28 protein-coding genes are annotated in these 22,301 nt (G+C 71.7%); 16 read left to right on the top strand and 12 right to left on the bottom strand.

Annotated elements, in window-relative coordinates; translation table 11 throughout:
- The 4 genes from ACGFMK_RS28655 to ACGFMK_RS28640 all read right to left on the bottom strand — a co-directional run.
- Positions 1-278 (bottom strand): STAS domain-containing protein (locus tag ACGFMK_RS28655; RefSeq protein ID WP_392769464.1); only part of this gene is annotated, 278 nt, incomplete at its 3' end.
- 464 nt (positions 279-742) lie between these two features.
- Positions 743-2,185: a PP2C family protein-serine/threonine phosphatase gene (locus tag ACGFMK_RS28650; RefSeq protein WP_392769462.1), complete on the bottom strand. Its 1,443-nt coding sequence runs from the start codon at positions 2,183-2,185 to the stop codon at positions 743-745.
- A complete protein-coding gene (locus ACGFMK_RS28645; protein WP_392769459.1) occupies positions 2,182-2,925 on the bottom strand; it encodes a GAF and ANTAR domain-containing protein in 744 nt (247 codons plus the stop codon). The genes ACGFMK_RS28650 and ACGFMK_RS28645 overlap by 4 nt, the downstream gene beginning before the upstream one ends.
- 67 nt (positions 2,926-2,992) lie before the next feature.
- Positions 2,993-3,454: a hypothetical protein gene (locus tag ACGFMK_RS28640; RefSeq protein ID WP_392769456.1), complete on the bottom strand. Its 462-nt coding sequence runs from the start codon at positions 3,452-3,454 to the stop codon at positions 2,993-2,995.
- Positions 3,455-3,597: 143 nt separating this feature from the next.
- Here ACGFMK_RS28640 and ACGFMK_RS28635 point away from each other — a divergent pair, with 143 nt between their 5' ends.
- A complete protein-coding gene (locus tag ACGFMK_RS28635; protein WP_392769454.1) occupies positions 3,598-4,407 on the top strand; it encodes a GAF and ANTAR domain-containing protein in 810 nt (269 codons plus the stop codon).
- Between the two features lie 78 nt (positions 4,408-4,485).
- Here ACGFMK_RS28635 and ACGFMK_RS28630 read toward each other — a convergent pair whose 3' ends face one another.
- Complete coding sequence (locus ACGFMK_RS28630) at positions 4,486-5,259, bottom strand: SigB/SigF/SigG family RNA polymerase sigma factor (RefSeq protein WP_392769453.1); 774 nt, start codon at positions 5,257-5,259, stop codon at positions 4,486-4,488.
- A 112-nt stretch (positions 5,260-5,371) separates the two neighbouring features.
- A complete protein-coding gene (locus tag ACGFMK_RS28625) occupies positions 5,372-5,542 on the bottom strand; it encodes a hypothetical protein (RefSeq protein WP_392769451.1) in 171 nt (56 codons plus the stop codon).
- 150 nt (positions 5,543-5,692) lie between these two features.
- On the opposite strand from ACGFMK_RS28625, the gene ACGFMK_RS28620 reads away from it, so the two are divergent.
- Entirely contained in the window at positions 5,693-6,658 is a 966-nt protein-coding gene (locus tag ACGFMK_RS28620) for a TIGR03557 family F420-dependent LLM class oxidoreductase (RefSeq protein WP_392769449.1), read from the top strand.
- Positions 6,659-6,671: 13 nt separating this feature from the next.
- Here ACGFMK_RS28620 and ACGFMK_RS28615 read toward each other — a convergent pair whose 3' ends face one another.
- The 4 genes from ACGFMK_RS28615 to ACGFMK_RS28600 all read right to left on the bottom strand — a co-directional run bounded on the left by ACGFMK_RS28615 (position 6,672) and on the right by ACGFMK_RS28600 (position 8,265).
- The gene (locus ACGFMK_RS28615; RefSeq protein WP_392769448.1) at positions 6,672-6,968 is read right to left on the bottom strand and encodes a hypothetical protein; all 297 of its coding nucleotides are present in this window, start codon (positions 6,966-6,968) and stop codon (positions 6,672-6,674) included.
- 157 nt (positions 6,969-7,125) lie between these two features.
- Entirely contained in the window at positions 7,126-7,617 is a 492-nt protein-coding gene (locus tag ACGFMK_RS28610; protein ID WP_392769446.1) for a hypothetical protein, read from the bottom strand.
- A gap of 18 nt (positions 7,618-7,635) precedes the next feature.
- Positions 7,636-7,830, bottom strand: a complete 195-nt coding sequence (locus ACGFMK_RS28605) for an Hsp20/alpha crystallin family protein (protein WP_392769469.1) — start codon at positions 7,828-7,830, stop codon at positions 7,636-7,638.
- A 240-nt stretch (positions 7,831-8,070) separates the two neighbouring features.
- Positions 8,071-8,265: a hypothetical protein gene (locus tag ACGFMK_RS28600; RefSeq protein ID WP_392769445.1), complete on the bottom strand. Its 195-nt coding sequence runs from the start codon at positions 8,263-8,265 to the stop codon at positions 8,071-8,073.
- Between the two features lie 108 nt (positions 8,266-8,373).
- Between ACGFMK_RS28600 and ACGFMK_RS28595 the strand changes: the two genes are divergently transcribed.
- From ACGFMK_RS28595 to ACGFMK_RS28560, 8 genes are all read left to right on the top strand, one after another.
- The gene (locus ACGFMK_RS28595; RefSeq protein ID WP_392769444.1) at positions 8,374-8,985 is read left to right on the top strand and encodes a hypothetical protein; all 612 of its coding nucleotides are present in this window, start codon (positions 8,374-8,376) and stop codon (positions 8,983-8,985) included.
- A gap of 69 nt (positions 8,986-9,054) precedes the next feature.
- Positions 9,055-9,819: an IclR family transcriptional regulator gene (locus ACGFMK_RS28590; protein ID WP_392769441.1), complete on the top strand. Its 765-nt coding sequence runs from the start codon at positions 9,055-9,057 to the stop codon at positions 9,817-9,819.
- A 211-nt stretch (positions 9,820-10,030) separates the two neighbouring features.
- On the top strand, positions 10,031-11,086 hold the full coding sequence (locus ACGFMK_RS28585) for a Rieske 2Fe-2S domain-containing protein (protein WP_392769438.1): 1,056 nt from the start codon (positions 10,031-10,033) through the stop codon (positions 11,084-11,086).
- Positions 11,083-11,316, top strand: coding sequence for a hypothetical protein (locus ACGFMK_RS28580; RefSeq protein WP_392769436.1), 234 nt, complete (start codon positions 11,083-11,085; stop codon positions 11,314-11,316). The genes ACGFMK_RS28585 and ACGFMK_RS28580 overlap by 4 nt, the downstream gene beginning before the upstream one ends.
- A 19-nt stretch (positions 11,317-11,335) precedes the next feature.
- The gene (locus tag ACGFMK_RS28575) at positions 11,336-12,298 is read left to right on the top strand and encodes a PDR/VanB family oxidoreductase (protein WP_392769433.1); all 963 of its coding nucleotides are present in this window, start codon (positions 11,336-11,338) and stop codon (positions 12,296-12,298) included.
- Between the two features lie 62 nt (positions 12,299-12,360).
- Positions 12,361-12,942 carry a Chromate resistance protein ChrB gene (locus ACGFMK_RS28570; RefSeq protein WP_392769430.1) on the top strand — a complete coding sequence of 194 codons (582 nt, stop codon included), beginning with the start codon at positions 12,361-12,363 and terminating at the stop codon, positions 12,940-12,942.
- Complete coding sequence (locus ACGFMK_RS28565; protein WP_392769427.1) at positions 12,939-13,352, top strand: YkvA family protein; 414 nt, start codon at positions 12,939-12,941, stop codon at positions 13,350-13,352. Before ACGFMK_RS28570 ends, ACGFMK_RS28565 begins: the two co-directional genes overlap by 4 nt.
- On the top strand, positions 13,349-13,624 hold the full coding sequence (locus ACGFMK_RS28560) for a hypothetical protein (RefSeq protein ID WP_392769424.1): 276 nt from the start codon (positions 13,349-13,351) through the stop codon (positions 13,622-13,624). The genes ACGFMK_RS28565 and ACGFMK_RS28560 overlap by 4 nt, the downstream gene beginning before the upstream one ends.
- Here ACGFMK_RS28560 and ACGFMK_RS28555 read toward each other — a convergent pair.
- Positions 13,537-14,481, bottom strand: a complete 945-nt coding sequence (locus ACGFMK_RS28555; protein WP_392769423.1) for an SDR family oxidoreductase — start codon at positions 14,479-14,481, stop codon at positions 13,537-13,539. The two genes, ACGFMK_RS28560 and ACGFMK_RS28555, sit on opposite strands and share 88 nt — an antisense overlap.
- 184 nt (positions 14,482-14,665) lie before the next feature.
- Between ACGFMK_RS28555 and ACGFMK_RS28550 the strand changes: the two genes are divergently transcribed.
- From ACGFMK_RS28550 to asnB, 6 genes are all read left to right on the top strand, one after another.
- Positions 14,666-15,502 (top strand): helix-turn-helix transcriptional regulator, encoded by an 837-nt coding sequence (locus tag ACGFMK_RS28550; RefSeq protein ID WP_392769420.1) that lies wholly within the window; start codon positions 14,666-14,668, stop codon positions 15,500-15,502.
- A 502-nt stretch (positions 15,503-16,004) separates the two neighbouring features.
- A complete protein-coding gene (locus ACGFMK_RS28545) occupies positions 16,005-17,366 on the top strand; it encodes a DUF6002 family protein (protein WP_392769418.1) in 1,362 nt (453 codons plus the stop codon).
- Entirely contained in the window at positions 17,363-18,487 is a 1,125-nt protein-coding gene (locus tag ACGFMK_RS28540) for a GNAT family N-acetyltransferase (protein WP_392769417.1), read from the top strand. The genes ACGFMK_RS28545 and ACGFMK_RS28540 overlap by 4 nt, the downstream gene beginning before the upstream one ends.
- A 13-nt stretch (positions 18,488-18,500) precedes the next feature.
- Positions 18,501-19,007: a hypothetical protein gene (locus ACGFMK_RS28535; protein ID WP_392769414.1), complete on the top strand. Its 507-nt coding sequence runs from the start codon at positions 18,501-18,503 to the stop codon at positions 19,005-19,007.
- Positions 19,004-19,576, top strand: coding sequence for a thiamine pyrophosphate-dependent enzyme (locus ACGFMK_RS28530; RefSeq protein WP_392769411.1), 573 nt, complete (start codon positions 19,004-19,006; stop codon positions 19,574-19,576). Before ACGFMK_RS28535 ends, ACGFMK_RS28530 begins: the two co-directional genes overlap by 4 nt.
- A gap of 9 nt (positions 19,577-19,585) precedes the next feature.
- Positions 19,586-21,412 carry an asparagine synthase (glutamine-hydrolyzing) gene (gene asnB, locus ACGFMK_RS28525; protein WP_392769408.1) on the top strand — a complete coding sequence of 609 codons (1,827 nt, stop codon included), beginning with the start codon at positions 19,586-19,588 and terminating at the stop codon, positions 21,410-21,412.
- Here asnB and ACGFMK_RS28520 read toward each other — a convergent pair.
- Positions 21,399-22,301 (bottom strand): LLM class flavin-dependent oxidoreductase, encoded by a 903-nt coding sequence (locus ACGFMK_RS28520; RefSeq protein ID WP_392769405.1) that lies wholly within the window; start codon positions 22,299-22,301, stop codon positions 21,399-21,401. The genes asnB and ACGFMK_RS28520 overlap by 14 nt on opposite strands.

The raw sequence follows: 22,301 nt of genomic DNA, 5'->3' as shown, positions 1-22,301 counted from the left end.
CGCCGCCCGTCGCGCTCGGCGTGGGCCGCGGCGTTCACGAGGACCTGCAGGCCGGCCGCGGCGAGGAACGTCACGCCACTGAGGTCCAGGACCGTGTGCCGGGGCAGATCCTCGGCCAGGGCGCGTTCGAGCACCTGGGCACCGACGAGGTCCAATTCCCCTTCGGCGGTGATGACGAGCAGGCCGGCGCCACCGTGATGGCGGCGGACCCGCAGGGGTTCGCCGAGCGGGGACCAGGCCGGGGTCTCGGTGGGTGGGACCGGTGACAACTCGGACATCGCGAAACCTCCGAGGGAAGCGGAGGACACCGAAAGATGAGCGTGCCTGCGCGGCCAAGCCCACGATCGTGTCATTCCGGATCGGGTGGGTTACGCAGAGCTGGCGTTTCAACCTCACGCGAGTGTCATGGTACCGAACCAGGGTGACCCGGTGGTACTGCCGGTGACGGGCTTGCCCCATGTGCTGCCGTCAGCGCGCCGGTGACGTCTTCCGGCGAGCGGACCGAAGCCGCGTGCCGGGGCACCCGCACCGGCCGGCCGGCCCGGTGGTCCCGTTCGCTCTCGACCCGGTTCTTCCACCGGCCGTCGGACTGCCTGAAACGGCGAGCCGACGCTGCCGAAGCGGGCCGCGTTCTTCCGCCCCATCGTGATCGCCAATCGTGCTCGGCCACCCCGCCCGGCGTCCGATACACGTCCCACCTCGCGGCGATTTCGCGGGTTCTCGACACCGGAGGGCTCCGCCTCTACAGCACGTTGTCGTCTCCCGGCGTCCAGCGGGCCAGCAGCACGCCCACGTCCTGGTGGAACACGTCGCTCGCGTGGCCGGAGACGGCCTTGACGAGCAGGCGCGCGGCTTCCGGTGGCAGCAGGGTGGCCGCGTCCCGCGCCAGGAAACCGATCAGGTTTTCGCGTCCGAACGGCTCGCCGGAGCTGTTCGGGGCTTCGGTGACACCCCGGCACACCAGGGCCACCAGCTCCTCCGGGGCCAGGTGGTGCGTCGAGATCGGTGGCAGCGCGGAACCGGTCCCGAACGCCGGGCCCGTTCGCCCGGAGGCCGCCGTCGCGTGGCCGTCGCCGACCAGCAAGGGGGCCGGGTGCCCGGCCGAGAGCCAGGACAGCCGGCCGGTGCGGAGGTCCAGCTCGGCGAGCACGCCCGTGAGACAGCCCCCTCCGGGCGCGACCGCGGCGACGGCCCGGTGCTGCTCGGCCAGCCCGGCTCCGTCGTGCCGCGCCGCGCGGTAGGCCGACAGCGCCTCCACCACGCTCAAGCTGGCTTCGGCCCGGTGCGCTCCCGCGTCGAACAGGGCCAGCTGGGCGGTGTTCTCGGACAGGGCGTAGTCGAACCCCACGCCTCGGAGGTCGTAGGCGGGCGCCACGCTCGCGCCGACGATCACGGTGTCGGTCGCGCCGGTCAGCGGCGGCAGGCTGTGCCACAGCATCTCGGCGGGGAACTCGCGGTTCCGGCGCCGCCGCCGGGCGTCCAGCCCGTCGCCGTACTGGGTCGTGATCGTCACGAGGTGCCCGAGCAGCCCGGCCAGCCACCGGCACTGCTCGCGCAGCAGCGGGTCTTCCGGGTCGCTGTCGTCGGTCGGGACGACTTCCAGCACCCCCAGCCGCTCGACGCCGTCGAGCACGACCGTCCACAGCGTCGGACGTTCGCCGTTCCGGGTGACGACACTGTTCGCGCGGCGGAAAGCGGAACCGGCGGCCGTGGTCTCGATGTCGAGGGCCGCCTGCTGCGCCGCGGCGTGGTCACCGGACAGCGGCACGAGCAGGCGCTGGCCGTAGTCGGCGAGGTAGACGACGATCTCGACGTCGAGCGCGCGACCGGCTTCGGCGACCAGGGCGGGGAGCCGCTCCGGGGGAGCGCGATGGGCTCCGTCGAGCAGGCCGACCAGGGCCGACAGCGGGCCGTGCCGTGGTTTCGCCCAGCGTTCGAGGCGGCTGTAGGGCGCCCGGGGCGGGCCGGTCAGCTCGTCGAGGCGTTCGTTCACGGCGTGCGCGACCATGTCGCGCTGGGCCGGCGCCAGCTGAGCCAGGCCGTTCACGTAGGCGTCCAGGTCGAGCAGGCTGTCGGCGCCGCCCAAGGCGAAGTAGCGCAGCCACAGCTGTTCGAGGGTCAAGCCGGACCGCTCGAAACACGCCGCCGCGAGCCGCCGCTGCTCGTGGTCGGAGACGAACTTCATCCGGCCATCCCTTTCCTCCGGGGCGTCGCGACCAGGTCCGCGGCAGCCTCGGCCGGGCTGCACCCGTCGGCCCGGGCCGACGCCAGCAGAACGGCGAACGCGGTCCCTTCGTCGACGCCGTCTCGTTGCATCAGCAGCCCTTTGGCCAGGTTGATCAGGTCGCGCTCCCGCAGGGTGGCGCGGAACCGCTCGCTGAACCGGTCCGCGCGTTCGTGCGCCCGGGCGTTCGCGACGAGCGTCGCGACCTGCCCGGCGAACCGGGAGAGCACGTCCTCCTCCGCGTCGCCGAAGGCACCCGGCTCACGCGCGTAGGTCTTGATCGCCCCGTGACAGCCGTCGCCGGTGACCAGCGGCGCGGACAACACGGACCGGAAGCCGAACGGCACGGCTTCGGCGCGCCAGCGCGGCCACCGGCGCTCACGCTCGACGTCGGTCACCCGGACCGTGACGCCCTCGGTCAGCGCGGTCAGGCACGGGCCTTCACCCAGCCGGTACTGCAAAGCGTCCGCCGCTCGCGTCGCTTCGTCGGAGGCGGCGGTGGTGGTGAACTCGCCGCTCTCGTCCGCGAGGGTGACCCCGGCCCCGGCGACCGCGCCCATCGCCGGGACGGCGAAGGTCACGACCAGCTCCAGCACGGAATCCACGCTTTCGCGCGGTAGCAGCAACCCCGACATCCGCGCGGCCACGGCGGCGAGCTCACCGTCCAGCGGCAGGGCGGCCGGCTCCTTCTGCGACGACATGCGACGTGATTACCATCCGGCCGGAGCGGGCAAACCTGGGCGCTGCCCGCGATCGGGTACAGCGTCCTCAGCCCGCGAGGCAGCTCAGCCGGGGCAAGGTGGTGCCGGGGGCGTCGTCCAGCTCCGCGAGCCACACCAGGCACTGCACCAGGACCAGCCGGACGTCTTCCGGGTCGCCCCGGGTGGCCAGGCCGGCTTGGACGTCCTGGCTGCGGCGGTCGTCGTTGAGGGCCGCGAGCAGGGCTCGCAACACGGCGCGAAGGCCCGGCGGCAGCGCGTCGACCTCGACGGGAACCGCCCGGTCGTTCTCGACCAGGACCCCGTAGGCCGCCTCCGGGCCCTCGGGCGGACAGCGTCCCGCCACCGCGCCCGCGCACAGGGCCGCCAGCTCGCTCACCACGGCGGCCGAGACCGCCCGGGCTTCCGGCCGGGACAGCATCGCCACGACGTCCGCCACCCGTTCGTGGTCATCGCTCTTCGCCGCTTCGGCCAAGTCGGCCGCGAGCCGACGGCACGACATCTCGTCCATCCCAGGCTGGTACCCGCGACCCGGCACGGTAATCGCGTCGTGGGTTGGCCGGCCCGCGGCGAGGGTATGCCGTCCGGAGCGAACCGCACGCCCCCGCGGAGCACCGTGGGGGCACCGGAAGAAGGAAGGGCGAGGTGGCCGGGATGCACCACGCAGGTGGCGCCCGAGAACACGACTGGGCGGCGGACCGCGCCGCGTTCGCCGAGGGTGACGGCCGCGTCGAACCGGGACCGCTGGCCGGGCAGTTCGCGGCCTTGACCGCCCGGCTGCTCGACGCCGTCACCGTCGGCGAGGTCCTCGAACAGGTCGTGGCGGCCGCCCGTGAGGTGATCCCCGGAGCCGACCTGGTGTCGGTGACCCTGCGCTCCCCGGACGGGACGTTCTTCACGCCGGTGGAAACCGATCCGGTGGCGACGCAGCTGGACCAGGTGCAGTACGAGACCGGGGAAGGGCCCTGCCTGGAAGCATCACGCGAGGACGGCCCGGGGCACATCCGCAGCAAGGACATCGCGTCCGAGCCGGCGTGGCCCCGCTTCGGTCCCCGGGCCGCGGAACACGGCTACACCGCGGTCTTGTCGACCGCGCTGCAGCCGTTCGACGTGCCACCGCGGCAAGGCGGCGCGCTGAACGTGTACGCCCGCCGCGGCGAGGCCTTCGACGAGCGGGCGCGGGACGCGGCGCTGCTGCTGGCCACCCACGCTTCCCTGGCCCTGGCCGGGGTGACGGCCAGAACGCGTGCCGGGCTGCAGGCGGAGAACCTGCGCCGGGCGGTCGACAGCCGTGACGTGATCGGCCAGGCGAAGGGCATCCTGATGCAGCGGCGGGGCATCGACGCGGACGAAGCGTTCGACCTGCTGCGCCGGACGTCGCAGGAGCTCAACGTGAAGCTCGCCGAGCTCGCCGGCACACTGGCCGCGCGGCACCGGGAGATCGACCTGCCGCGCGGAGGGTGACCGGGCCCCGGGGGCCGGCTGAGCGGCCCGGTGGTGACGGCGGTGAAGAGCCGCTCGGATCACGGCCACGCCGTGGCGTCAGTCGGCGACGATGTGGTTGCGGAGGCGTTCGAGGGCCTTGCCCAGCAGCCGGGAGACCTGCATCTGCGAGACGCCGATCTTCTCGCCGATCTGGCTCTGGGTGAGTTCGTCGACGAAGCGCATCTTGACGATCTCGCGCTCGCGGGGCGGCAGGGTGGCGAGTGCGCCGTTCAGCACGAGGCGGTCGTCGGTCTTCGTGAACTCGGAACCGTCGTCCGCGATCCGGTCGGCGATCGTGCGGGCGTCGCCGTCGCCGTGCGCGGGCGTGTCGAGGGAGGTCGTGCGGTAGGCCTCGGCGGCGAGGAGGCCGTCGCGGACCGTGTCGACGTCCAGGTCGAGGTGGATGGCCAGTTCGCCGGCGGTGGGGGACCGGCCCAGGTCGTGGGCCAGGGTGTTGCGCGCCTCGGCGAGCTTTTGCTGCAGGTCCTTCAAGCCTCGGGGAACGCGCATGGACCACGCGGTGTCCCGGAAGTGGCGGCGGACCTCGCCCATGATGGTGGGGACGGCGAAGGACAGGAAGTCGCTGCCCTTGCCGGGGTCGAAGCGGTCGACGGCGCGGATGAGCCCGGTCCGGGCCACCTGCAGCAGGTCCTCGAAGGGCTCACCGCGGCCGCTGAAGCGCTGGGCGATGTGCTCGGCCAGGGACAGGTGCTCGGTGATCAGCCGGTCGCGCAGCGCGCTGGTGCGGAAGTCCTCGAGGCCGAGCTTGGTTCGTTCCTCGAACAAGGGGGCGCAGTGGGTGTAGTCGCCGGGCCGCCGTGGTGCGGGCACGGCGGTTCCCGCGGTGGGGGGGAACTCGGTCGGGCGCTCGGACAGCCATGGTGGCCTGATACCCACGATCGGGGAAAGCCACACGACAGTCGTGCTGCCGGCCCTCGCGTCCTCAGTCCGCGACGCCCTCGTTCCGGTCGACGAAGGTCTGCCGCCGCGGGGTGACCCGCAGGATCACGCGTTCGGACTTGATCGCGTCCGGCGGGTAGTCCTCGCCGGTGTACTTCCGGGCGAGTTCGTCGACCTGCCGCCGGGCCCGCTCGCCGGTTTCGACACCGGTCACCCGGCCGCGGACTTCGGCGGTTCGAGGGGGTTCGCCGTCGTCGCCTGCCTCCTCGCTTCCGGCTACCCGGGCGATCGACCCGATCGAACCGGATCACCGGTGTGGGGGAAAGCCGGTGTGCGGGGCGGCCCGCCGGGGTAGCCGAGGGCCATGACCTCGATCGGATACTTTCTTTCGTGCGAGCAGTACGGTCCCCACGAGCTCGTCGCCCAGGCCCGCGCCGCCGAACGGGCGGGGTTCCAGCGCTTGTGGATCTCGGACCACTTCCACCCCTGGAACGACGCGCAGGGCCAGAGCCCGTTCGTCTGGTCGGTGATCGGCGCACTGTCGGAGGCGGTTTCGCTGCCGATCACGACGGCGGTGACGTGCCCGACCGTCCGGATCCACCCGGCCGTGCTCGCGCAGGCCGCGGCCACCGCGGCGGTTCAGCTGGACGGCCGGTTCGTGCTGGGCGTGGGCTCGGGGGAGGCCTTGAACGAGCACATCCTCGGTGACGTGTGGCCCTCGGCGGGGCAGCGGCTGGAGATGCTGGAGGAGGCCGTCGACGTCATCCGCAAGCTGCACGCGGCGGGCGCGCGCGGTGAAGCGATCAGCCACCACGGAACGCACTACGAGGTGCAGGACGCGCGGATCTACACGGTGCCGGCCGAGCCCGTGCCGATCTACGTCTCCGGGTTCGGGCCGCAGGCGACCGAGCTGGCCGGGCGGATCGGCGACGGCTACTGCACGGTCGCGCCGGACGCCGACCTCGTGCGCGCCTTCCGCCACTCCGGGGGCGGTGACAAGCCGGTGCAAGCCGGGATGAAGGTCTGCTGGGACGCCGACGCCGAGGCGGCGCTCGACCGGGCGCACCGGCTGTGGCCCAACGACGTGCTGCCCGGGCAGCTGGCCCAGATCCTGCCCCGGCCGGCGGACTTCGAGGCCGCGACGACGTTCGTGCCGCGCGAGGAGGTCGGGGAGGCGATCGTGTGCGGCGACGACCCGAAGGCGCACGCGGAGCGGGTGCGCCAGTACGTCGACGCCGGGGTGGACGAGATCTACGTGCAGCAGGTGGGCGCGGACCACGAGGGGTTCTTCCGCGGCTGGCAGGAGCACGTCCTGCCCGAGTTCCACTGAGCCGGTACCCCGGTCACGGTGTGCGCGGGACTGCGCCGATCGCCTGGGCGATGGCCGCGGCGACCAGGCCCGGCTCGGCCACGGTCGCGGTCAGCGACGGGTGGCGCAGTACCCCGGCGGGCTCGATGCCGGGGACGGGTTCACGGAACCGGATGCAGACTCCGCGGGCCGAGGTGGTACCGAACGTCAGGCCGCGATCGGCCAGCGACAGCCGGACGCCGAGCGCGCGCAGCGGGTGGAAGGGGCCGCTGACCTCGACACCGGCGAGGTTGGCCAGCGGCGTCGAGACGAGCCACGGACCGAGGCGCACGCGCAGCCCGGCCGCGTCGGGGTCGAGCGCTGTGGCGGTCCAGCCACGGCTGCAGCCACCACGGCCCGGCGAAGGCGGCGTGCAGGTGGTGCCGGACGGCGGTGACCCGGCGCGATTCAGCCGACAGCTCCGTCACAGCGCGTTGTGTGCGCGCACTTCACTCAGCGTCCGGTCGGTGGCCGCCTGGGACGACGCCGGGTTCTGGCCGGTGAGCAGGGTGGCGTCCACCACGACGTGCGGCTCCCAGGGCGGGCCCGTCTCCCGTGTCGAAGCACCGGACGAGGAGCTCGCCGAGCGGCGGGAAGCCGGCCAGATCCTCCATCGGCCCGTGCCCGCCGGGGAGGTAGATGGCGTCGTAGCCGGCGACGTGCCCCACCGCGTGCTGCAGCACCGTCGGCCGGGCCAGGTCGGTGGCGATCGCGTCGAGGTAGTCGCGGAACGCGGTGGCCCTCCTCGCGCCGCCCGCCATCTCCGGGTCCAGGCTCCTCTGGTCCACCGTCGGCGCCACCGCGCCCGGAGTGGCGACGACCGCCTCGACACCCTGGGTGCGGAACCCGTTGTGCGGCACGACGAACTCCTCGGCCCAGTAACCGGTCGGGTGCCGGGTACCGTCCTCGAGCGTCCAGTGGTCGCTGCCGGAGAGCACCATCAGGATCCGGGTCGTCGGTCAACCACCGGTGATCTTGATCTTGTTGGGCTTGGCGGCGTCCACCTTGGGGACGCGGACGGTGAGCAGGCCGCTGTCGAGCGATGCCTCGATGCCGTCGGCGCGGATGTCGCCGGGCAGCGTCACGCGGTACTCGAACTCGCCGACCCGGCGGGTGCGGCGGCGGAGCAATCCCTTGCGCTCCCGCTCTTTCAGCTCACCGGTGATGACCAGCTCGTTGCCGTACAGCTCGATCTCGACCAGGTAGGCGTCGTCGGTCTCCGGCCGGCAGCCACGGCCCGCCGTCCCGTACGGTGCCCAGCGCCGACCGCGCGAGCCGGTCCACCTGTTGGTAAAGATCTTCGAATTCGCGTAAGGGGTTCCCTCGTTCCGCCTGGCCGGCAGAACGCCTGACGGGCAGCGTCATGGCAGGTCTCCTTCGGTGGCTCGAACGTTTCAGAGACGAGGGCCGTCGGCCACTTCCCTGAACTCCAGCGGCAATTGGCTCATCATGCGGCGGACGTCGTCACCGCTGATCGTGTCGCGCAGCGTGGCGAAGACCGCTGCCGTGGTAATCCATGGGCCGGGCCGGGCCGGTTCGCCCTGCCAGGCCGACCGGTGCGCCGCGATCGGTGAGTGGCGGTCGTTCACCGTGACATGACGGAACGCAAGGCTGGTTTGGCCTCGGGAGGTCGAAGCGGGCTGGTTCGTGGCGGTGGACGCTCCACAACGGACGCCGTCCCCGAACCTGGGAGACCCATGACCGACCACGAGCAGCTGCCGAAACCGGGTTTCGCTCTGGACACGAAGCTGGTCAAGCGGTTCGTCGCCGACGAGCTGGACGAGGCCGGCCAGGCTGAGCTGGCCGGCCAGGTGGCCGTCATCGCCGTGTTCCACGCGGAGCTGCCCAACGCGCTCGCCGCGCAGATGACCCGGATCGTGCAGCACCTTGGTGGCGACGCCGAGCTGGTGCGGTGGCTGGACCGCTTCCCCGGCCGGCCGAGGATCGTGGCCAGGCTGTTCGCGCTGATCGACCTGCTGGACACGCTCAGCGCCGAGCCCTCGGTGGTGACCGCGCTGGCCGAACTGCGCGCCGGCACCCCGTACCCGCCGGGACTGGCCGGCTACCTGTCCCCGGACACCGACGACGAGACCCTCGGCGGGCTGGCCTGGCACATCGAACGGCTGGCCGCGGACGACCGGCCGGCCGACGCGGTGCGGCTGGCCCGGAACTCGGTGGCGCTGGTGGAGCGGCTCGCCGCCAGGGCCAGGGAGCTGAACCCGGACCTGCCCGACCTGGCCGGCCTGGCCGCCGAAGCGGGCAAGGCGGTCGACGACGCTGCCCGTGAGGCGGCGGGCCTGGCAGAGTGAGGGCTCGACAGGGCTGATCAGGTGCGGTCCGGCAGCGCCCGCCAGTCATCGAGGACGGGGTGAGCGACGATGCGCAGAGGCCACCCGGCCGGCCCCACGGGCTCGGTCGTCGGACGCGCCTTCCGGGTGCTGGACGCTTTCAGCGCGCAACGCCGGGCGCTCACGCTGAGTGAGATCGCCCGCCGGGCCGGTGTGCCGGTTTCGACGGCGCACCGCCTGCTGCAGGAGCTGTGTGCCTGGGGTGCCGTCGAGCGCGGTGACGACGGGCAGTACCGGATCGGCCTGCGCCTCTGGGAGCTCGGCGCGCTCGCACCGCGCGGGCAAGGGCTGCGCGAACGGGCCCTGCCCTTCCTGGAAGACCTCTCCCAGATCACGAAGGAGAACGTCCAGCTCGCCGTCCGGGAGGGGACCGACGTCGTCTTCATCGAGCGGATCGCCGGCTCCGGCGCGGTCCCGGTCCTGACCCGGGTGGGCGGCAGGTTCGCCTTGACGGCGACCGGGGTCGGGCTGGTTCTCCTCGCGCACGCCCCGGCCGAGCTGCAGGACGAGGTTCTCGACCGGCCCATCAAGCGGCTCACGGACCACACGGTCCTCGACCCGGCGCAGCTGCGCCGGATGCTCGCCGACGTGCGTTCGGAGGGTTTCGCGGTCAGTGACCGGCAGGTCACCGCCGACGCGCTCTCGGTGGCGGCGCCCGTGCAGGACGATCAGGGACGGGTGGTCGCCGCGGTCTCGCTGGTCGTGCACCACGGCACGGTCTCGCCACGTTCGCTGACGCCGCTCGTGCGGACCAGCGCCCGGGCGATCTCCCGCGCCCTCGGTACCGCGGGTTAGGCCGGGTTCCCGCTCGGGTCACCGGGAAAAGTCTTCCATTTTCCGGAAACGCTGTTCGGCGTCGACGGGCTCGCGGGTCACGCTGAGCAGCACACGGCCGACAACCTGCAGCCGACGACGAAGTCCGCGTGCCGAGCATTTCTCGTGGTCGTTTCGTTGTCCGCGCACCCGGCGCCGGCCGCGCCGACGCCGTCACGAGGAGACAACGACCATGACCAGCATCCCCCGCGACCAGTGGTACGTCGCCGCGTACAGCTCGGAAATCCGGGACGAGCTGTTCTCCCGCACGGTCTGCAACGAGCCGATCCTGTTCTGGCGCAGCCGAAGCGGACAGGTGATCGCCGTGCCGGACCGGTGTGTGCACCGCCGGTTTCCGCTGTCGCAGGCGCCGTCGCGGCTCGTGGACGACACGGTCGTCTGCGGCTACCACGGCTTCACCTACGGCACCGACGGCAAGTGCGTCTCCGTGCCCGGCCAGGACCGGATTCCGCGTACCGCCCGGCTGCGGCCGTACCCGCTGGTGGAACAGGATCACTTCGTGTGGGTGTTCATCGGCGACGCGGCGAAGGCCGACGCCTCGAGCATCCCCCGGGCGCCGTATCTCGACTCGCCGGATTACACCACCGTGCGCGGCATGGAGCCGCTCAAGGCGCGGTACTCGCTGCTCGTCGACAACCTGCTCGACCTCTCGCACGAGACCTATCTCCACGGCGGGTACATCGGCACCCCGGAGGTCGCGGCCACGCCGATCACTACCGAGGTCGACGAAGACGCCGGCGTCATCTACGTCTCGCGACACATGGACGACGCCGAATGCCCGCCGTTCTACGCCAAGTCCACCGGGCTGCAGGGCCGGATCGCTCGCTGGCAGGACATCGAGTACACCCCGCCGTGCCTGTACAAGCTCCACAGCCGGATCGCGCCCGTGGGATCGGCTCCCCGCGCCGACGGGACCGACCCGGACGCGTTCCACGTCGAGGTCGTGTACGCGATCACCCCGGAGACGGAGAACTCCACCCACGACTTCTGGTCGGTGGCACGGGATTTCGCGATCGGTGACGAGGCGGTCTCGGCGTTCCTCGCCGAGAACAACCGCACGGTCGTGCTGCAGGACGTCGTCGCCCTGGACGTGCTGGAGCAGGTCGTCGCGGCCGAACCCGAGGGATACCAGGAGCTCTCGGTCAACATCGACACCGGCGGTCTCGCCGCCCGGCGGATGCTCCAGCGCCTGGTGGCGGCGAACCAGGCCCCGGTGACAGCGTCATGACCGGCATCCCGGCCAACCGGGCGATGCTGCCGGGGGACCGCGTTCACCGCATCCACTGGGTACTGGGCACCGATCGCCTGCGCGCGGTGTGCCACTGCGCCGCCGAGCGCGAGTTCGAGGATCCGGTGGAGTTGTGGGACTGGCTGCTCGCCCACCCCGTCGGACACGACACGATCCACGCCGGACCCGGCCCGGCGACGGCTCGCACACCGGTCTCGGCGGCACGGTGAGATCAGGAAGAGACTGCGCATGCACCCCGAACCCGAGTTCGATCTCGTGCTCGAACGCAAGGAAACGATCGCGGACGGCGTCGTCCGCCTGACCCTGCGCCACCCCGGCGGCCGGCTGCTGCCCGCGTGGGAGCCCGGCGCGCACGTCGACCTCGTCCTGACCGCGGAGCTGACCCGGCAGTACTCCCTGTGCGGGGACCCGAAGGACCGATCCGTCCTGCAGGTCGCGGTACTCCGTGAGGCAGCCGGCCGCGGCGGCTCCGAGTACGTCCACGACGTCCTCGCCGAAGGGCAGCGCCTGCGGGTGCGCGGGCCGCGCAACCACTTCGCCCTCACCGAAGCCAAGCGGTACCTGTTCATCGCCGGGGGGATCGGCATCACGCCGATCCTGCCCATGCTCAGCCGGGTCGCGGAGCTCGGGCGGGACTGGACGCTCGTCTACGGCGGCCGGACCCGTTCGTCGATGGCGTTCCGGACGGAACTCGAGACCGGATACCCCGGGCATGTCGAGATCCACCCCCAGGACGAGCGGGGGCTGCTCGACCTGCCCGTGCTGCTCGCGGAGCCGGGCGAGGACGCCGATGGCACCGTGGTCTACTGCTGCGGCCCGGAAGCGCTGCTCGCGGCGGTCGAGCTGCAGTGCACCGACTGGCCGTCCGAGGTTCTGCACGTGGAACGGTTCGCACCGAAGGCCGGCGCCGGCGACGGCCCCCGAGCGGCGTTCGAGGTGGAGCTCGAGCAGACCGGCACCGTGCTGGCGGTTCCGCCCGGCCGCTCGATCCTCGACGTGGTCAGGGAGTCCGGCGTCGACGTGCTCTCCTCGTGCGAGGAAGGCACCTGTGGCACGTGTGAGACCGGGGTGCTGGCCGGGGTGCCCGACCACCGCGACTCCGTGCTCACCGCCGAGGAGCAAGCCGTCGGTGACGCGATGATGATCTGCGTGTCCCGGTCGTGTTCTCCGCGGCTGGTGCTCGACCTCTGAAAGCGACCCGGTCAGGTCGAGCGGCCCTGGACGTGCGCGTGTTACGTACGTAACATGGCGCTGTGACGAGCGAACCAGAGCGGAGCTGGTTGCTGATCAGCGTCTCCACGGCCGGGGCGGCGGACACCCTGCGGGTGCAGGTGTGGCGCAAGCTCCGCGCTCTCGGCGCGCTGTACCTGCAGCAGTCGGTCTGCCTGCTCCCGGCCCGCGCCGAGGTGCTGCGGGAGCTCCGCCGGCTGGCCGACCGGATCCGCCACCAGGGCGGCACCGCGCGGATCCTGACGATGGCCTTCACCGACCCGGCCGAGGAACAGGCGGTGATCGCGGAACTCAACGCCGCCCGCGACGCCGAATACGCCGAAGTCCTCGACCGGCTGCCCGAACTACGACGGGAACTGGCCGACGAACAGGCCCGCGGGAACGCCACCTACGCCGAGGTCGAGGAATCCGAGGCCGATCTGCAGCGCTTCCGGACCTGGCTGGGCAAGATCGCCACCCGGGACTACTTCGCCGCGCCCGGGGGCCAGACCGCCCGCGACGCCGTCGAGCAGGCCGCCGCGGAGCTGGCAGCGTTCGAGGAAGCCGCCTTGCGCGCGGAGGCGCCGGTGGCCGGCGACGGGCCGCGGCCGCTGGACCGGCCGTGACCGGGTCGTTCTGGGGGGACCTGCTGATCGGTGTCGCCTCGGCGTTGCTGCTGGCCTGGCTCGCCCTGGTCGTGGTGCTGATCGTGGTGCGGCCGCGAGGCGGCCTGCTGCGCGAGGCGCTGCGGCTGCTGCCCGACGTGCTGCGCCTGATCCGCCGCCTGGCCGCCGACCCCACCCTGCCCCGCGGGATCCGCATCCGCCTGGGCCTGCTGCTGGCCTACCTCGCGTTCCCGATCGACCTGATCCCCGACGTCATCCCGGTCCTCGGCTACGCCGACGACGCGATCATCGTCACCGCCGTACTCCGCAGCGTCGTCCGCCGCGCCGGACTGGACGCCCTCCGAGCGCACTGGCCCGGCACCGACGACGGCTTCGCCGCCCTCACCCGCCTCACCGGCCTCACCCGGTGACCAGCCTGGTCGTCACCGCGCCGGCGCTGCTCTCGGCCGTGGCGGGGTTCGGTGGCGGTGTCCTGGTGCTGGCGGTCTTCACCGTCCTCTTCGGACTCCGGGTCGCCATGACGATGCTCACCCTGACCCGGCTGTGGTGGCCGTTCCTTGCGGTCTTCCTCGCACCCGGGCTGCCCCCGGTCGGTCAGGCGGTGACGAACGCGGTCCCGGTGAGCTGCTCGGAGGTCTGCCAGACGCGCCGGGCTTCTTCCTCGCTGCGCAACGGCGGGTAGAGGCGCCCAGGGGCGGGTGAACCGCCCAGGTTGCCGGGACCGCTGGGGCCGTAGAGGGTGCCGGGCTCGGCGTGGGGGTCGGTCGCGGCCAGCAGGGCGGGCAGTGTCGCGGTCTCGACGGTGCCGATCAGGATGCCGCGGGCCGAGAGCGCCCGGATCAGGCGGACCTGGAGGGTGTCGGTGTCCCGGCCGAGTTCGGGGCGGGCGGCCAGGAGGCTGGTGGGGGCGACGCCGGGGTGGGACAGGGTGCTGGTGATGCCCCAGCCCGCGGCTTTGCTGCGACGTTCGAGTTCGAGTCCGAAGAGCCCGAACGCGATCTTCGACTGGCTGTAGGCGCGCATGCCGTCGTAGGAGCGTTCCCAGTTCAGGTCGGCCCAGTTGATGTGCCCCCGGCGGGCGGCGACGCTGATCTGGGAAGTCACCCGGGCGCGCCCGGCGCGGAGCAGCGGGAGCAGCCCGGCGACCAGCGCGAAGTGGCCGAGGTGGTTGGTGCCGAACTGCAGCTCGAACCCGTCGGCCGTGGTCTGCCGGTCCGGTGGTGTCATCACGCCGGCGTTGTTGATCAGGATGTGGATCGGACGGCCTTCGTCGCGCAGGGTCTCGCCCAGCGCCGCGACCGATTCCAGGGAGGACAGGTCGAGGGCGCGCAGCGAGACGTCGGCGGCGGGGTCGGCCTGCCTGATGGTGGTGATGGCGGCCTCGCCCTTGCGCGGGTTGCGGACGGGCATGATCACCTCCGCGCCCGCCGCGGCCAGCCGGGCGGCGATGCCCAGTCCCATCCCGTCGCTCGCGCCGGTGACGAGGGCGCGTTGCCCGGTCAGGTCGGGGACGTCGATGTCGATCTTCTTGCGTGGCATGGTGGCGCTCCTTCGAGTGGTCGTGTCCTCGATCTTCGGCCGACGGCGTGACGCTAGCCAGGACCTCCCGATCACAGGCTCGGCAAAGATCACCCTTCCGAGAGCGGAGAGGGGGATCGACGAGTCGTGGCTCGCCGCCGCGGTGGGCGGTAGAAACGAGGGAAGTACTCGAAGAGGGGGCGTTGTGATCGACCGCACCGGGCTCGCGGAGTTCCTCCGCCATCGGCGTGAGGCGCTGCAACCCGAAGACGTCGGCCTGCCTCGCGGGTCCCGCCGCCGGACCGCCGGGTTGCGGCGCGAAGAGGTCGCGGCGCTGTGCCACATGTCCGCCGACTACTACTCCCGGCTCGAGCGGGAGCGCGGTCCGCAGCCTTCCGAGCGGATGCTCGCCTCGATCGCGCAGGGGCTGCACCTGTCGATCGACGAACGCGACCACCTGTTCCGCCTCGCCGGCCACAACCCACCCACCAGGGGAGCCGGCGATCACATCAGCCCCGGCCTGCTGCGGGTGCTCGACCGGCTGGACGACACCCCCGCGGAGATCGTCACCGAACTCGGGGAAACCTTGCGGCAGTCCCCGATGGGCGTCGCGCTCACCGGCGACACCACGCGGTACACCGGACCCGCCCGCAGCTCGGGGTACCGGTGGTTCACCGACCCCGCCGCCCGGCGGCTCCACGCGCCGGAGGAGCACCCGTTCCTGACCCGGATGTACGCGGCCGGCCTGCGCGAGATCGTCACGCTCCGCGGTCCCGGCTCGCGGGCGGCGCACCTGACCGAGCTGCTCTTGGGCGCGAGTGAGGAGTTCCGCCGCGTGTGGGGCGACCACGAGATCGGGATCCGGCCGCACGAGGTCAAGCACTTCGTCCACCCCGAGGTCGGTGCGCTGGAGCTGACCTGTCAACGCCTCGTGGACCCGGGGCAGGCCCATTCGCTGATGGTCTACACCGCCGTTCCGGGCAGCGAGAGCTACGAGAAGCTGCAGATGCTGGCCGTCATCGGCACCCAGACGCTTCCGTGATGAGCCGCTGACCGACGCACAGCCACCCCCTTGCCCGGAAGGCGTGCCCGCCGGGTGCAGCGTGCGGAAGATCCGTGCGGGTGTCGGTCGGGCAAGCTGTATCTGTGCGCGGTCAAGGACTGTGCCGACCGAATTCGGGGCAGACCCCGGCGCCGTATTCGCGGTAGCCGGGGAACGCGGACTCGGCGAGATACGGCCGGTGTCATGGACTTCGTGCGGGAGCACTAGAGGTGTCATGGGGCCGTCGTTGACCGGCGGTGGGACGAGCCTTTGTTCGTACACGAGGGACAGCCCTTTGCGACGATACCCGCCCGGCGCCCCTCGGCCGGCGATATGGAATCTGCACGGCGCGAATTGACGATCGCATTCGTGAAGAGGCGTGATCCGCTCGTGCTGTGGATGATGGCTGGAGGGAACAGACCGTGAAGCGCAGGGATGTGCCGTGCGTGTTCCTGGCCGGTAGCCGCGGGACTTTCTGTTCATATCCCACAAGGAGCACAGCATGGCCCACCGTTTCCACGTGACAACAGGACCATCCGACGTCCTGGCACGCCACGGGGACAACCTGCGCCGGGCGATCGCGGTGGCTGGGCAGAACCGCCCGCCTTCCGCCGGCTTCCAGCCGGAGTTCGCGTTGCCCGACCCGTCGCCGCGGCTGCGCGACTTCTTCTCGGTCGTGGACCTGCCGTTCCACCGACTCGGCCGGGTGGGCGGCAAGGATCTCGTGCTCTTCGACCTGATGGGCAATCCCGGTACGCGGACGGGGAAGACGCTGGCGTCCACGGTGATCGTGGCGCGTGCGGTCCGGCACACCGACCGCACGGGTGAACCGATCGTGATTCTCACGCCGTCCTCGGCGAACAAGGCGACGGCCTTGCGCGACGCCGTGCTGCGTGCCTACAAGGCCGGTCTCGCGGATCCGGAGAGCCTGCGGATCGTGACCCTGGTGCCCGATGCGGCACGGCCGAAACTGTGGTCGTCCGAGTTGACCGACGATCCCGTCCTCGCGGCCCTCAATCCCATGTGCGTGCTGCCTCCCGGCCACCCCGACCACGTGAAGACCGTGGCGCTGCAGGCACTCGAGATGTACTCCGCCGAGGTCCACGAGCGCACCGGGGCCCGCCTCTGGCACACCCTCGACCTGGCCAACTACCGCTGCGCCGACGCCGTGCGAGCGTTCGTCGAGCAGGCCGACCTGCCGCTGGAACCCGGCCGGACGCGACTGCACGCCCACTCCGTGTCGAGTGCGTTCGGCCTGCTGGGCCACCACTTCGGCACGACGCTGCTGCCCGACCCGCCGCGGTCGGGTTACTTCCTGGTGCAACACCTGGACACGCCGGACATGGTGCAGAGCCTGCACGGCATCTCCGCGCCCGAGTACCGCCTCGACCAGGCGACCGGCCTGTACCACCAGGACGAGCAACCCCGTTACCCCGCGACCACGTTCGACCCGGCGGAAAACCTGGAAACCACCTTCTACACCCGCACGCCCGCGACGTCGCCCGCGATGAACCAGATCATCGCGGCCCAGGGCGGCGGCGGCATCGTCGTGTCGCTGCACGAGTGCCTGGCCGCCTACGGCCGCATCAGGGTGCTGCTCGGGGACGCCGGGATCACGCTGCCCGCGGATCCCCGCTCGTTGCGTGAGTGGTCGCTGGTGATGGTGCTGACCGGCGTGCTCAACGGCATCGACCGCGGACTGGTCGACGCCGAAGAGGTCGTCGTGCACGCTTCCGGTTCCTATGACACTTCGGACTACACGCCGATCCCGGACCGGTCACTGCATCCGGTCGGAGGAGTCGCCGACCTGCGGCCGGCGGTACTGGCCACGGCGGGCCGGCGATCGCCACGGCGGGCGGCGTGATCGTCTCGGCGAGGGCGCACTACCAATGGACGACGGGCGGCGGAGCCTGGGCGAGCCTGCACCAGAAGTCGTCCAGTTTACCCGGACGGGCCATGGTCGACCAGAGCCTTGCCGCCGAAGACGGCGGTTTTTCCCTTCGCTACCAGGGGTTTCCCGAAGGTCTCAAGTACATTGTGCCCTATCCGAGCGAACAGGGTGGCCTGGTGGCGGAGCCGCCGCGACGCACCGGCTGGCAGGCGATCCGCGACGGCGTCACCGAGCCGGCAGCGGACCTGCTCCTCGTGGGCTGTTCGACCCGGCGGGTCCGGCGGCTGCCGGCACAGCGATCCCTCGTGTTGCCGTTCCGGGTCAATCTGCTGCTCGACGTCGGTGCCGACATCGACGCGATGTACCGGCGGGTGTCACGCAGGCAACGTCGCGAGTTCGCCGCATCGCGCCGCAAGCACGAGTGGACCGCCGAGATCTCACACGACGAGGCCGATCTCGATTTCTTCTACGAGCGGATGCACCGGCCGGCCATGGCTCTCCGACACGGCGAGCAGACCCGGAGCACCGACCGGGACATCGCGCTGCACTGCCTGTTCCACAAGGGTTTCCTGTTGTTCGTCACCGAGGGCGGGAAGCGGGTCACCGGTGTGCTGTGCCGGCTCGACGACCACGGGCGGACCCTGCGGATGCGCCTCCTCGGCGTGCTGGACGGCGACGAGACGCACTACCGCAGTGGCGCGGTGAAGGCCGTCTACTACCTGACGATGGAATGGGCCGCGGCCCACGGTGTCACGCGTATCGACTTCGCGGGCGCCGATCCCTTCCCCGGCCGGGGTGTCTACCAGTTCAAGTCGCGTTTCCACCCGATCACGGCGTTGCCCGCCGACCACCACCGGGACCGCAGGGTCTACGTGCGCATCGACGCGGACACCCCGCGGGTGCGGGACTTCCTGGTGGCCACGCCGATGATCGCGGTGGACGATTCCGGCCGGCTCGTTGCCACCTACTTCCGCGACGCGGTGCGCCACGAGCGCACCGACGTCGTGGCCGAGGGGCCGGGCGTGCACGCCACCCGAGTGATCGACCTCGACGAGTTTCTCGTCGGCGCGCAGCGGACGCCGATCCGCCGCTGAGAAGGAGAAAGTTATGCGTACCGAAGGGCCAGCGTTGGCCGAAGGACTGGCCGACGAACTCCTCGCAGCCGGGTTCGGGCCGTTCCTGAGCACCCCGTGCGGAATCCTCGCCAGGTTGCAGGACGCGATCGCCAACCGAACGGAACTGATGACGGTCGCGAGGGAGGACAACGCGGTCGGCATCGCGGCGGGCGCGGACCTGGCCGGGCGGTTCCCCGTGGTGATGATGCAGAACTCCGGGCTCGCGCAGTCGGTCAACGCGATCGCGTCCCTCGTCACGCCCTACCGGCTGGCCATGCTGCTCGTCGTCAGCCTGCGTGGCGTCGATCCCGACCCCACCGAGGAGAACCTGGTGATGGGACAGTTGACGGTGCCGTTGCTGGACGGCCTCGGTGTCGAGTCGCGGGTCCTGGACCGGGACCTCGAGGACAAGGTGTCCTGGGCGCACAAGGTCGTCGCCGAGCAGCGACGGACGGCCGCCCTGCTGGTGCCCCCGACCGCCTTCGGGTGGCGGCCGTGAACAAGACCGCAGCCGTCCGTGCCGTGCTCGACGTGGTCAGGACCGAGCCGATCGTCTTCACCACCGGATACGCCTGCCGCATCGCCCGGGGCATCGCCGACCGCCCCAACCACTTCTACATGACCGGTTCGATGGGGCTCGCGTCGTCCATCGCCATCGGCATCGGCATGCAGACGAGGCGGCCGACGGTCGTCGTCGACGGCGACGGCAGCTTGCTGATGAACCCCGTGGGCCTGGTGACGGCGGGCTCGATGCGCGAGCTGCCGCTGGTGCACGTCGTGCTCGACGACGGCCGGTACGCCTCGACCGGAGGGCAGGCCGTGGCGCCCGCCGGCGCCGACTTCGCCGCACTGGCCGTCGCCTGCGGCTACCGCTATGTCCGGCGGGTCACGGACGTGGCCGCGCTCGGCGCGATCCTGCGCGAGGAGCTGCGCGCCTGCGCGTCGCCGGTCTTCGTCCACTGCGTACTGTCCGATGTGGATGATCCGGTGTCCGCTCGAGTGGATCTGAACCTGCACGAATACACCAAGCGGCTGCGCGGTCACCTCCGCGAACTGCTCGCGGCGTGAGGAGATCCGATGTGCGGCTTTGTCGGGTGGCTTGACTTCGACCGGGACCTGCGCACCCAGCGGGCGGTGATCGACCGGATGACCGACACCATGCGCGACCGGGGCCCGGACGCGCGGGGCACCTGGGTCGGCACGCACGCCGCACTCGGTCACCGCCGGCTGGCCGTCATCGACGTCGACGGTGGCGCACAGCCGATGACGGCCGAGGCCGGCCCGGACCGCCTGCCCGTGGTGCTGACGTACTCCGGGGAGATCTACAACTTCCGGGAACTGCGCGCCGAACTGACGCAACTGGGCCACCGGTTCACGACCAGGTCGGACACCGAGGTGCTGTTGCGGTCCTACCTGCAGTGGGGCGCGGGCTGCGTGGACCGGCTCAACGGGATGTTCGCGTTCGGCGTCTGGGACTCGGTGCGCGAGGAGCTGGTGCTGGCCAGGGACCGGCTCGGTGTCAAACCGCTCTACTACGCCCCGCTCACGCACGGCGTGCTGTTCGCGTCGGAACCCAAAGGTCTGATGGCGAATCCGCACTTCACCCCGGCGCTCGACGCCGACGCGCTGCCGATCCTCCTCAACCCGAGACTGGCCATGCCCGGCGAGACGCCGCTGCGTGGCATGCGGGAGGTCAAGCCGGGGCACGTGGTCCGGGTGGATCGGCGCGGCTGCCACGAGTACCCGTACTGGCGGCTCGTCAGCCGGGAGCACACGCAGAGCCTGCCCGAGACCGTCGCCACGGTCAGGGAACTGCTCACCGACACGGTGCGCCGCCAGCTGGTCGCGGACGTGCCGCGCGCCGCGTTGCTGTCCGGCGGCCTGGATTCCACCGTGATGGCCGCCTTGGCCGCGCGTGAGCTCGCGATGGCCGAGGACGGCCCCCTGCTGACCTACTCCGTCCAGTTCACCGGCGACGAGAACGACTTCCGGCCGACCGCGCTGCGCCCGGAACGCGACGCGCCCTACGCCGCGTTGGCCGCCAAGCACCTGGGTACCGAGCACGTCGAGGTGACGCTGGACGCGGCCGATGTCGCCGGCGTGGTGCCCGCCACCCGCTTCGCGCGAGACCTGCCGAGCCTCGGCCAGTTCGACACGTCGATGTACCTGATGTTCGCCGCCCTGCGGGAACGCTCGACCGTCGCGCTGTCCGGCGAGGCCGCCGACGAGGTGTTCGGCGGGTACCCGTGGTTCCACGACCCGGCGACGGTCTGGCGCGACACGTTTCCGTGGCTGGGCAACGCGCCACGGCTGGCCGACTGCCTGAACCCGGACCTGCGCCGGGCGTTGCGCCCCGCCGAGCTGGAGGCCGACCGCTACGCCACGCTACGCGGGCAGGTGCCTCGTCTGTCCGGAGAGGACAGACTGAACGCCCGCATGCGGGAGGTGCTGTTCTTCAGCCTGCACGGCCCACTGGCCGTGTTGCTCGACCGCAAGGACAGGATGAGCATGGCGGTCGGCCTCGAGGTGCGGGTCCCGTTCTGCGACCACCGGCTGCTGGAGTACGTGTGGAACGTGCCCTGGGACATGAAGATCGCCGACGGCAAGGAGAAGAGCTTGCTGCGGATGGCCTCCGCCGACCTGATCCCGGACGAGATCCTCAACCGTCCCAAGAGCGCGTATCCGGCCATGCACAGTCCGGCGTACGACCGGATGGTGCACGAGAAGGTGCGGACGCTGCTGGCCGACCCGTCGTCACCGCTGGCGCCGGCCCTGGACCGGCAGCGGGTCGCCGAACTGGCGGATCAGGGGCCGACCATGACCCACGCCAGCACGGCGCACCTGCTGATCCCGTTCATCGAGGTCGACGTCTGGATGCGCGAGCACGGCCTCACGCTGGCGTGACGAAGTACTCGCGCACGGCGCCGACGGCCCGTTCGAAGGCGTCCTGATCGCCCTGGAACACGCCGTGCGCGCGCGGCCACGCGAGCACGACGTCGGTGAACCCCAGCTCGGCGCAGCGACCGACCAGGTCCACCAACCGCTGCGCCGAGGAGTACGGATGCTCGGCCACCCGGCTCAAGTTGACCAGTCTGGCCAGGCCGGCCGGATCCCGGCCGGCCTCGGCGCACAGGTCGTCCAGCCGGTCGAGCTGCCGGCGCAGCCGGTCGAACGCCGCCTGCTCGGGCAGCCCGCCCGGGGTGTCGGTGGCGCCGATCGTCACCCAGGTGTCGGCGAACTCGACGGCGACCCGCATGCCCTTCGGGCCCGCGGCCGCCACCGCGAACGGTGTCCTCGGCCGCTGCAGGCAACCGGGTGCGAGGTGGACGTCGACCGCGGAGTACCACGTGCCGGTGACCGTGCAGGGCCGCTCCCGCAGGACGCGGTCGGCGACGGCGACGAACTCGGCGAACCGCTCGGCCCGGCGGGCGGGGGACAGGGGATCGCCACCCAGCGCGTTGTCGTCCGGGCCGGCCGCACCGGCGCCGACACCGAGCACGAACCGGCCGCCGCTGGCGTGGTCCAGCGCCATGGCCTGGGCGGCGGTGAGCACCGGGTGCCGGAAGTTGGGCGAAGCGACCAGAGTGCCCAGCCGCAGGGTGCTGGTCGCGGCCGCCGCGGTGGTGAGCGTGGTCATGGCGTCGAACCACGGGGCACCACGCAATGTCCGCCAGGACAGGTGATCCAGCGTCCAGGCGTGGTCGAACCCGAGTTGTTCGACCTGGCGCCACCGGGCAGCGGCCCGCGGCCCGGCCGATTCGGGGAGCACCAGTGCACCGAGCCGTACCGACAT

Source organism: Amycolatopsis sp. NPDC049252, from assembly GCF_043197175.1.
GTDB lineage: Bacteria > Actinomycetota > Actinomycetes > Mycobacteriales > Pseudonocardiaceae > Amycolatopsis.
Note: the sequence above shows the minus strand (reverse complement) of the source record. Positions and strands in the feature narration are given on the sequence as shown.

What these genes read in the sequence shown, in the direction of transcription:
- ACGFMK_RS28650 (WP_392769462.1), bottom strand. Translation starts at nt 2,185, where the DNA reads ATGAAGTTCGTCTCCGACCACGAGCAGCGGCGGCTCGCGGCGGCGTGT.
- ACGFMK_RS28645 (WP_392769459.1), bottom strand. Translation starts at nt 2,925, where the DNA reads ATGTCGTCGCAGAAGGAGCCGGCCGCCCTGCCGCTGGACGGTGAGCTC.
- ACGFMK_RS28640 (WP_392769456.1), bottom strand. Translation starts at nt 3,454, where the DNA reads ATGGACGAGATGTCGTGCCGTCGGCTCGCGGCCGACTTGGCCGAAGCG.
- ACGFMK_RS28635 (WP_392769454.1), top strand. Translation starts at nt 3,598, where the DNA reads ATGCACCACGCAGGTGGCGCCCGAGAACACGACTGGGCGGCGGACCGC.
- ACGFMK_RS28620 (WP_392769449.1), top strand. Translation starts at nt 5,693, where the DNA reads ATGACCTCGATCGGATACTTTCTTTCGTGCGAGCAGTACGGTCCCCAC.
- ACGFMK_RS28610 (WP_392769446.1), bottom strand. Translation starts at nt 7,617, where the DNA reads ATGGTGCTCTCCGGCAGCGACCACTGGACGCTCGAGGACGGTACCCGG.
- ACGFMK_RS28595 (WP_392769444.1), top strand. Translation starts at nt 8,374, where the DNA reads ATGACCGACCACGAGCAGCTGCCGAAACCGGGTTTCGCTCTGGACACG.
- ACGFMK_RS28590 (WP_392769441.1), top strand. Translation starts at nt 9,055, where the DNA reads ATGCGCAGAGGCCACCCGGCCGGCCCCACGGGCTCGGTCGTCGGACGC.
- ACGFMK_RS28585 (WP_392769438.1), top strand. Translation starts at nt 10,031, where the DNA reads ATGACCAGCATCCCCCGCGACCAGTGGTACGTCGCCGCGTACAGCTCG.
- ACGFMK_RS28580 (WP_392769436.1), top strand. Translation starts at nt 11,083, where the DNA reads ATGACCGGCATCCCGGCCAACCGGGCGATGCTGCCGGGGGACCGCGTT.
- ACGFMK_RS28575 (WP_392769433.1), top strand. Translation starts at nt 11,336, where the DNA reads ATGCACCCCGAACCCGAGTTCGATCTCGTGCTCGAACGCAAGGAAACG.
- ACGFMK_RS28555 (WP_392769423.1), bottom strand. Translation starts at nt 14,481, where the DNA reads ATGCCACGCAAGAAGATCGACATCGACGTCCCCGACCTGACCGGGCAA.
- ACGFMK_RS28545 (WP_392769418.1), top strand. Translation starts at nt 16,005, where the DNA reads ATGGCCCACCGTTTCCACGTGACAACAGGACCATCCGACGTCCTGGCA.
- ACGFMK_RS28535 (WP_392769414.1), top strand. Translation starts at nt 18,501, where the DNA reads ATGCGTACCGAAGGGCCAGCGTTGGCCGAAGGACTGGCCGACGAACTC.
- asnB (WP_392769408.1), top strand. Translation starts at nt 19,586, where the DNA reads ATGTGCGGCTTTGTCGGGTGGCTTGACTTCGACCGGGACCTGCGCACC.
- ACGFMK_RS28520 (WP_392769405.1), bottom strand. Translation starts at nt 22,301, where the DNA reads ATGTCGGTACGGCTCGGTGCACTGGTGCTCCCCGAATCGGCCGGGCCG.